The organism is Micromonospora sp. D75, from assembly GCF_018070405.1.
GTDB classification, from domain to species: Bacteria; Actinomycetota; Actinomycetes; order Mycobacteriales; family Micromonosporaceae; genus Micromonospora; species Micromonospora chalcea.
Window position 1 is genome coordinate 1 of sequence record NZ_JAGPXV010000220.1, and the last position, 8,595, is coordinate 8,595.

General features: G+C 74.4%; 8 protein-coding genes. All 8 read left to right on the forward strand.

What is annotated here, in order from left to right:
* Window positions 1–124: 124 nt before the first annotated feature.
* Window positions 125–2,392 carry an FAD-dependent oxidoreductase gene (locus tag KBX39_RS15285; protein WP_247660228.1) on the forward strand — a complete coding sequence of 756 codons (2,268 nt, stop codon included), beginning with the start codon at window positions 125–127 and terminating at the stop codon, window positions 2,390–2,392.
* A complete protein-coding gene (locus KBX39_RS15290; RefSeq protein ID WP_043323424.1) occupies window positions 2,389–2,709 on the forward strand; it encodes a putative quinol monooxygenase in 321 nt (106 codons plus the stop codon). The genes KBX39_RS15285 and KBX39_RS15290 overlap by 4 nt, the downstream gene beginning before the upstream one ends.
* On the forward strand, window positions 2,706–3,932 hold the full coding sequence (locus tag KBX39_RS15295) for a cytochrome P450 (RefSeq protein ID WP_043323426.1): 1,227 nt from the start codon (window positions 2,706–2,708) through the stop codon (window positions 3,930–3,932). The genes KBX39_RS15290 and KBX39_RS15295 overlap by 4 nt, the downstream gene beginning before the upstream one ends.
* Window positions 3,933–3,984: 52 nt before the next feature.
* Window positions 3,985–4,650, forward strand: a complete 666-nt coding sequence (locus tag KBX39_RS15300; protein ID WP_043323429.1) for a TcmI family type II polyketide cyclase — start codon at window positions 3,985–3,987, stop codon at window positions 4,648–4,650.
* A gap of 93 nt (window positions 4,651–4,743) precedes the next feature.
* Window positions 4,744–5,127 carry a DUF1622 domain-containing protein gene (locus tag KBX39_RS15305; protein ID WP_113972909.1) on the forward strand — a complete coding sequence of 128 codons (384 nt, stop codon included), beginning with the start codon at window positions 4,744–4,746 and terminating at the stop codon, window positions 5,125–5,127.
* Window positions 5,128–5,182: 55 nt separating this feature from the next.
* Window positions 5,183–7,303 (forward strand): heavy metal translocating P-type ATPase, encoded by a 2,121-nt coding sequence (locus tag KBX39_RS15310; protein ID WP_210871169.1) that lies wholly within the window; start codon window positions 5,183–5,185, stop codon window positions 7,301–7,303.
* Between the two features lie 94 nt (window positions 7,304–7,397).
* Entirely contained in the window at window positions 7,398–7,796 is a 399-nt protein-coding gene (locus tag KBX39_RS15315) for a molybdopterin-binding protein (RefSeq protein WP_043323433.1), read from the forward strand.
* Window positions 7,793–8,595: molybdate ABC transporter substrate-binding protein (gene modA / locus KBX39_RS15320; RefSeq protein ID WP_312247368.1), on the forward strand; the 803-nt coding region annotated here is incomplete at its 3' end. The genes KBX39_RS15315 and modA, both read left to right, overlap by 4 nt.

The window sequence follows — 8,595 nt, forward strand, 5'->3', positions numbered from 1 at the left end:
CGTCCCGGCGGCGTCACCGGGGCCGGACCTCCGGCGGGTCGACGGTGACGAGGTGGTGACGCGGGCTGCGGCAGGGTCGCGGCACGACGACGGCACGGTTCGAGGGGGCTGCATGATCAGGACGATGCTCCGGCTGCGCGCGCGCCCCGGGTGCGAGCCCGCCGTCGGGCCCGCGTTCGAGACCGTGGCGGGGCAGCTCGGCGCGCTAGCCGGCAACCTGCGGCACGAGCTGCTGCGCGACGCCCTCGACCCGCGCGGCTTCGTCGTCGTCACCGAATGGGCCGACGAGGCGGCGCTGCGCGCGTACCGGCGCGGGCCGGTGGCGGCCCGCCTGGCCGGCCTGCTCCAGCCGCTGACCGAGCCGGCCGACGGCCCCGGCTACCCGCTGCTGCGCGAGACCGGGGACGGCGAGGGCCCGGTCTACGTGGACGTCGAGCTGACCGTGCCGCGCGACCGGCTCGCCGAGTTCCACCGGGGCTACCCCGAGGTGGTACGGCGGATGACCGCGATACCCGGCTACCGCCGCGAGCAGCTGCTGCGCGAACCCGGCTCGGACATCCACCACATCTTCGCCGAGTGGGACGGCGCCGCGCCGTTCCTCGCCTGGATCAGCGACCCGGCCCACGCCTCCGCGCAGGCCGGACCGATCGCACCGTTCCTTCTCGACATCCGGCGCCGCCTGTTCCACGTCGTGCCCGACGCGGACGGCAGCAGTCACCCCACCACGGGCTGGGAGGCCGACGTGCACAGGACAACAGACGTACTCGTCGTCGGGGCGGGGCCCACCGGGCTGACCGCCGCCGTCGAACTGGCCCGGCGGGGCATCGACTGCCTGGTGATCGACAAGCAGGCCACCCCGCCCGGCCACGCCGACAAGGCGATCGGCGTGCACTGCCGCACCATGGAGATCTGGGAGGAGCAGGGCGTCGTCCGGGAGGCCATGGACGCCGGCATCTGGCTCACCGGCAACATGGTGTTCGTCAACGGCGCGCAGACCCACCGGATGAGCTGGGAGCTGCCCGGCCTGCCGTACGCCCACCTCGGCCTGCCGCAGTACGAGACCGAGCGCATCCTCACCGACCGGCTCGCCGCCCTCGGGGTGCGCCCGCGGCGCGGCGCCGAACTCGCCGACCTCACCCAGGACGCCGACGGCGTGACCGCCACCGTCCGCACCGCCGACGGCGGCACCGAGACGGTACGCGCCCGGTACGTCGTCGGCGCCGACGGCGCGCACAGCCGCGTCCGGGAGCAGCTCGGGCTCACCTTCACCGGCGGGCTCGGCCGGTTCCCGCAACTGTTCATGCTGGTCGACGTCGACGTGGACTGGGACATGCCGGACGGGCACCTGCTGCGGTTCCTGCACATGACCGACGGGCAGATGGACGGCATGCTCGTCTGCGTACCGCTGCGCGGCGAGCACCGCTACCGCATAGCCACCCTCGCCCCGCCCCGGTTCTTCGCCCAGACCGGCGGACGCGACGCCCCGCCCGGGTTCAGCGAGGAACTCGACGAGCCCACCATCGAAGACGTGCAGGCCGCGCTGGACCGCCTCGCGCCACCCGGCACCCGGGCGAGCAACCTGCGCTGGTCGTCGGTGTTCCGGATCAGCCACGGCATCGTCGACCGCTACCGCGACGGCCGGATCTTCGTCGCCGGGGACGCCGCCCACCTGCACCCGCCGGCCGGCGGCCAGGGCATGAACACCGGCATCCAGGACGCCTGGAACCTGGCCTGGAAACTCGCGCTCGCGGTACGCGGGCTCGCCGCGCCCGGACTGCTGGACAGCTACGAGACCGAGCGGCGGCCGGAGGGCGAGGAGATCGTCGGCCGGGCGGTACGGATGGCCGGCACCGAGGAGGTGGACCGCGCCGACCTGGAACGGCAGTTCCTCCAGGAGATGTCCATGCTGCTCAGTTACGCCGGCAGCCCGCTGGTCGGGGAGACCGTCGCCGACCCGGCCGCGCTCGGCGACGCCCCCCGCCCCGGCGACATCGCGCCCGACGTCGACGGGCTGCGCCGCCGCGGCGTCGGCCACCCGCTGCGGCTGCGTGACCTGACCCGGGGCACCCGGCACACGCTGCTGCTCTACGCCGACCGCACGGCCGGCGCGGAGGAACTCGCCGCGTTCACCGGCCTGTGCGCCGACGCGCGGCGGCTCGCCGGCGGGGAACTCGACGCGTACCTGCTGCTCGACCCGGACGCCGACGAACCGCGACTGCTGGACCCGCCGGTGGTGCGCGACGCCAAGCGCCGCTTCCGCGCCGGGTACGGGCTGGACGGCACCGGCCTGTACCTGATCCGCCCGGACGGGCACGTCGGCTTCCGGGGCGCGCCGGTCGACCCGGACGCGCTGCGCAAGCACCTGCACCTGGTGTTCGGGAGCGCGCGGTGAGCCGGGTCCGGACCGTGCTGGCGATGCGGACCCGGGAGGGGTGCGCGGAGCGCTTCGAGGCCGAATGGCTCAGCGCCGCCGAACAGATCCGCACCCTGGACGGCTGCCTGCACCAGGACCTGGTCCGTGACGCCGACGACCCGCGCAGCTACCTGGTCATCAGCGACTGGGCCGACCGCGAGCGGCTGGACGCGTTCGGCCGCAGCGAGCAGCGCGACCGGCTGCTGCGCGTCATCCGGGAGCTGCGCGAGTCCGCGGACCGGCACACCTACCAGGTGCTGCACAGCGTGGCCGGCGAGCCGGGGGAGGGGCGATGACCGACGACGTGATGCCGGCGAGCGAGCTGTACACCGACTCGTTCGCGGCCGACCCGTACCCCGCGCTGGCGCGGCTGCGCGCCGAGCGGCCGGTCTGCCCGGTCGGCTCGCCGCGCTTCGACTCCTGGCTGATCACCCGCTTCGACGACGCGCGCACCGCGCTGACCGACCCGCGCCTGTCCAAGGACCTGTACGGCCCGGACCAGCACTACCTGAAGATCTTCGGCCCGAACTCCGAGGGCCTGAACCGCAACATGCTCAACTCCGACCCGCCGGAGCACACCCGGCTGCGTCGCGTGGTGTCGCAGGCGTTCGCGCCGCGGCGGATCGAGGCGCTGCGCCCCCGGGTGGCGTCGATCGTCGACCAGTTGATCGACAAGATGGCGCCGCACGGCGAGGCGGACCTGATGCACGAGTTCGCCATCCCGCTGCCGATGACTGTCATCTGCGAACTGCTCGGCGTGCCGCCGGCCGACCACGACCGGGTGCTCGACTGGACCCAGGTCATCCGCACCTCCGGCTCCACCAGCCGGCCGCCGGCGCAGGAACGGGCCGCGGTGCAGGAGGCCCAGCTGCGGCTGCACCACTACCTGGCCGGGCTGGTCCGGGCCAAACGCGACGACCCGGCCGACGACATCATCGCCGCGTTGATCCGGGCGGTCGACCAGGACGGGACGCTGTCCGAGGCGGAACTGGTCACCACCACGTTCCTGCTGCTGTTCGCCGGGCACCAGACCACCGCCGACTTCCTCGGCAACGCGGTGCTGGCGCTGCTCACCCACCCCGAGCAGATGGAACTGCTGCGCGCCACGCCGCGCCTGCTGCCGGCCGCGATCGAGGAACTGCTCCGGTTCGACGGGCCGCTGCCCGTGGCCAGCCCGCGCATCGCCACCGAGGACGTCGACTACCAGGGCGTACGCATCCCACGCGGCGCGATCGTCGGAGTCGCGATCAACGCGGCCAACCACGACCCGGCGCACTTCGCCGACCCGGACCGGCTGGACCTGCGCCGCGTCCGGGGCCCGCACCTCGGGTTCGGGCACGGCGTCCACTACTGCCTGGGCGTCTCGCTGGCCCGGATGGAGGCCGAACTCGCGCTCGGCGCGCTGCTGCGCCGGCTGCCCGGACTGCGCCTGGGCGTGCCGCTCGCGCAGGTGCGCCGGCTCCCCGCCGCCTCGCCGTTCCGCGGCCTGCTGGAACTGCCTGTCACCTTCACCGCCTGACGGCGCCGCCGCCTCGCGCCGCCGCCCCCGTCGCAATCATCAAGGAGCAGTCATGGTCTTCCGCAACGTGATCGTCTGTCACATGGTCCCCGGCAGCGAGCAGATCGTCGGCGACGTGTTCGGCCACTACGACCAGGCCACCCGGCCGCAGGACCTGGGCGTCATCGGCCGGTACCTGCTGTCCCACCACGACCTCTACCTGCACGTGATCGAGCGGGAGCAGGACCCGCGGATCTCCGGGCAGACGCGCGGGCTGCCCGCCTTCCAGAAGATCGCCGAGGAGATCGGCCCGTACGTGACCCCGTACCCGCGCTACTGGAAAAACCCGTCGGACTCGGTGGCGAAGGAGTTCTACCACTGGGCGCCCGAGGGCGAGCCGCCCGCCGACACCACGCTCACCGTCATCGTCGGGCGGATCAAGCCCGGCGCCGAGCCGGACGTGGCGCGGGTCTTCGCCGAGTCCGACGCCGGGTCGCTCCCGGCCGACCTCGGGGTCACCGGCCGCTGGCTCTACTCGATCGACGACGTCTACGTGCACCTGCTGGAACAGGAGACGTCGGCGGCCGAGGCCACCCGCGACCGGCACGGCGACAAGCCCGCCTTCGGCAAGGTGATGCAGGACCTCGGCCCGTACATCGAGCCGTACCGGCCGGAGAAGTGGCAGGGCCCGCAGGACTCCCTGGCCACCGTCTTCTACCGCTGGCAGGCCCAGGACTGAGCACGCCTCCGCGCTCCCGCCCTCCGGGTGGCGGGAGCGCGGAAACGCCGCCCCCGCGACCGGCCGTACGCCAGGCTGGTGCGGGGGTGCCGGGTGCCGACGAAGGAGATCGTCCAGCACGTCGGGGCGCTGCTGGACCTGGCCGGGGTGCTGGTGATCGCGGTCGGCGTCGCGGTCGCCACAGTCGTGTTCGCGGTGCGCTGCGCCCGGACCCGGCAGGTGGTGGCGCACTACCGCGCGTACCGGCAGGGGGTCGGCCGGGCCATCCTGCTCGGCCTGGAGTTCCTGGTCGGCGGCGACATCATCCGGACCGTCGCGGTGTCGCCTACGTTCACCAGCGTCGGCGTGCTGGCGCTGATCGTGCTGGTCCGTACGTTCCTCAGCTTCTCCCTCGAGGTGGAGCTGGACGGCCGGTGGCCCTGGCAGGGCCGCCCTCCGGCGGACCGGCCGAGCGTCGGCGCCCGCCCCCAGCGCTGATCGCCCGTCACGTATTACCCCCAGGGGGTATGGTGGTCGGCGGAGGTGACGCCCGATGGAGCACTCACCCGCTCACCACGGCGACCACGGCACCGATCATGGCGGCGGCGCGCACGCCGGGCACGACCCGGAGCAGTTCCGCCGCCGATTCTGGCTGAGCCTGGCGCTGACCCTGCCGATCGTCGCCACCAGTCACATGGTGATGGACTGGTTCGGCTACTCGATCGACCTTCCCGGCGTGCGCTGGGTCGGCCCGGTGCTCGGCACCGTGGTCTTCCTCTACGGCGGCTGGCCGTTCCTCACCGGCGGCCTGCGTGAGCTGCACGAACGCAGCCCCGGCATGATGCTGCTGATCTCGATGGCGATAGTCGTCGCGTACCTCGCCTCGGCCGCCACCAGCATCGGCCTTTTCGACCTGGACTTCTGGTGGGAGCTGGCCGCGCTGGTCACCATCATGCTGCTCGGCCACTGGCAGGAGATGCGGGCGGTCGGGCAGGCACGCGGCGCGCTCGGCGCCCTCGCGGCGCTGCTGCCCGACGACGCCGAGCGCCTGGACGACGCCGGGCGGCCGCATCCGGTGCCGGTCGGCGAGCTGCGGGTGGGCGACCTGGTGCTGGTGCGCCCCGGCGGACGGGTGCCGGCCGACGGGCGGATCGTCGAGGGCGCCGCCGAGCTGGACGAGTCGATGATCACCGGCGAGTCGCGGCCGGTGGCCCGCGCCGCCGGGGACCGGGTGGTCGCCGGCACCGTGGCCACCGACTCCACCCTGCGGGTACGCGTCGAGGCGGTCGGCGCGGACACCGCGCTGGCCGGCATCGGGCGGCTCGTCGCCGAGGCGCAGGCCTCCGGCGGGCGCGCACAGGTGCTCGCCGACCGGTTCGCCGCGCTGCTGTTCTACCTGGCGGCGTTCGCCGGCCTGGCGACGTTCGCGGTGTGGGCGCTGCTCGGCGACCCCGACCAGGCGGTGGTACGCACCCTGACGGTGCTGGTGATCGCCTGCCCGCACGCGCTCGGCCTGGCCATTCCGCTGGTGGTGGCGCTGTCCACAGCGCTGTCGGCCCGTGCCGGCATCCTGGTCAAGGACCGGCTCGCGCTGGAGCGGATGCGCACCGTCGACACCGTCCTGTTCGACAAGACCGGCACGCTCACCACCGGCCGGCACACGGTGACCGGAGTGGCCGCCACCGGGGGGCTGGACTCCACGGCCGCCCTGGCCCTGGCCGGCGCGGTCGAGGCCGACAGCGAGCACCCGCTGGCCCGCGCGCTCGTCGCCGCTGCCGACGCGCGGCCGACGTCCGACGCCGGGCCGACGTCTCCCGGGCCGACGTCTCCGACCGGGTCCGACGCCGAGCCCGGCCCGGCGCGTCCGGTCGCGCGCGGCTTCCGGGCGCTGACCGGCCGGGGCGTGCGCGCCACGGTGGACGGCGTGGACTGGGCGGTCGGCGGGCCGGCCCTGCTGCGCGAGCTCGACGCCCCGGTGCCGGACGACCTGGCCCGGGCCGCGCAGGAGTGGTCGGGCCGGGGCGCCGCGGTGCTGCACCTGGTCCGCCTGCCCGAGGGCGGGCCGCCGGAGGTGACCGCCGTGTTCGGGCTGGAGGACCAGGTCCGCCCGGAGGCGCGGGCCGCCGTGGCCGAGCTGCGCGACCTCGGCGTACGCAAGATCGTGATGATCACCGGCGACGCGCGCCCGGTGGCCGAGGCGGTCGCCGCCGACCTCGGGTTCCGGCCCGGCGTCGACGAGGTCTTCGCCGAGGTGCTCCCGGCCGACAAGGACAAGGCGGTCGCCGAGCTGCGCGGTCGGGGACTGACGGTGGCCATGGTCGGCGACGGCGTGAACGACGCCCCGGCGCTCGCGCGCGCCGACGTCGGGCTGGCCATCGGCGCCGGCACCGACGTGGCGATCGAGTCCGCCGGGGTGGTGCTGGCCGGCTCCGACCCGCGCGGCGTCGGCGGCGTGATCCGGCTGTCCCGCGCGTCGTACCGGAAGATGCGGCAGAACCTGGCCTGGGCGGCCGGCTACAACGTGGTCGCGATCCCGCTGGCCGCCGGTGTCCTCGCCTGGGCCGGGATCGCGCTCAGCCCGGCGCTGGGCGCGGTGCTGATGTCCGCCTCCACCATCGTGGTGGCGCTCAACGCTCAACTGCTGCGCCGGGTCCGGATCACCCCGGCCGACTGACCCGCAGTTCCGGTTCCCGAGCCGCCTTGAGATTCGCGGATGCGAGCCACCATGCCCCTTCCAGCTTGCACCTGCGGGTCGCTAGGGTGAGCGCGTGACGGTGTTCCGGATCGGTGAGGCAGCCGAACTGCTCGGGGTCAGCGCGGACACGGTCCGCCGCTGGATCGACGCCGGCAAGCTGCCGGCCACCCGCGACGAGCACGGTCACCGGGTGCTCGACGGCGCCGACGTCGCAGCGTTCGTCCGCGCTCCCGGCCACCCCGAGCTGTCCTCGGCCCGCAACCGGCTGCGCGGCATCGTCACCGCCGTGGTCAAGGACACCGTGATGGCCCAGGTGGACATCCAGGCCGGGCCGTTCCGGGTGGTGTCGCTGATGAGCCGCGAGGCTGTCGACGACCTCGACCTCCAGGTCGGCGCCGTCGCCGTCGCCGTGATCAAGTCGACCACCGTCGTGGTCGAGCGAGCCACCCCCAGGGGAAGGACCAGCCCGTGACCGTACGGTGGATTCGCGCCGCCCTCGCCGGCGCGCTGGTGGCGGCGCTCGGCCTGACCGGCTGCGGCGACGCGGACGCCCCGGCCGGACCCGACGGCGCCGGCCCGGTGACGGTGTTCGCCGCCGCCTCGCTCACCGAGTCGTTCACCCGGCTCGGCAAGGACTACGAGGCCGCGCACCCGGGCCGTACCGTCCGATTCAACTTCGGCGGCAGCTCCGGGCTCGCCACCCAGATCACCCAGGGCGCGCCCGCCGACGTGTTCGCCGCCGCGTCCCCGGCCACCATGAAGACGGTCACCGACGCCGGTGACGCCGCGGGCGAACCGGTGGTGCTGGTCCGCAACCAGCTCGTCGTGGCCGTACCCCGAGGCAACCCGGCCCGGGTCGGCGGCCTGGCCGACCTCGCCCGCCCCGGCGTCAAGGTGGCGCTCTGCGCCGAGCAGGTGCCCTGCGGCGCCGCCGCGCGCACCGCGCTGGACGCGGCGGGTGTGCGGCTCACGCCCGCCACGCTCGAACAGGACGTCAAGGGCGCGCTGGCCAAGCTGCGCCTCGGCGAGGTCGACGCGGCACTGGTCTACCGCACCGACGTCCGCGCCGCCCCCGGACTCGACGCGGTCGAGTTCCCCGAGTCGGCGCGTGCGGTGAACGACTACCCGATCGTGGTGCTGCGCGCCGCCGGCAACTATCCGGGCCGCACCCAGACCATGCCGCTGGCTGTCTACCTTGCGCTGGAGACCGACCTGCAGGCCGCGATCGTGCTGAGCCTGATTCTGCTCACCGTCTCGGTGGTCATCCTCGC

Excerpts from the sequence above, each read along its gene's own strand:
- KBX39_RS15285 (WP_247660228.1), top strand. The coding sequence starts at position 125 with ATGCTCCGGCTGCGCGCGCGCCCCGGGTGCGAGCCCGCCGTCGGGCCC.
- KBX39_RS15295 (WP_043323426.1), top strand. The coding sequence starts at position 2,706 with ATGACCGACGACGTGATGCCGGCGAGCGAGCTGTACACCGACTCGTTC.
- KBX39_RS15310 (WP_210871169.1), top strand. The coding sequence starts at position 5,183 with ATGGAGCACTCACCCGCTCACCACGGCGACCACGGCACCGATCATGGC.
- KBX39_RS15300 (WP_043323429.1), top strand. The coding sequence starts at position 3,985 with ATGGTCTTCCGCAACGTGATCGTCTGTCACATGGTCCCCGGCAGCGAG.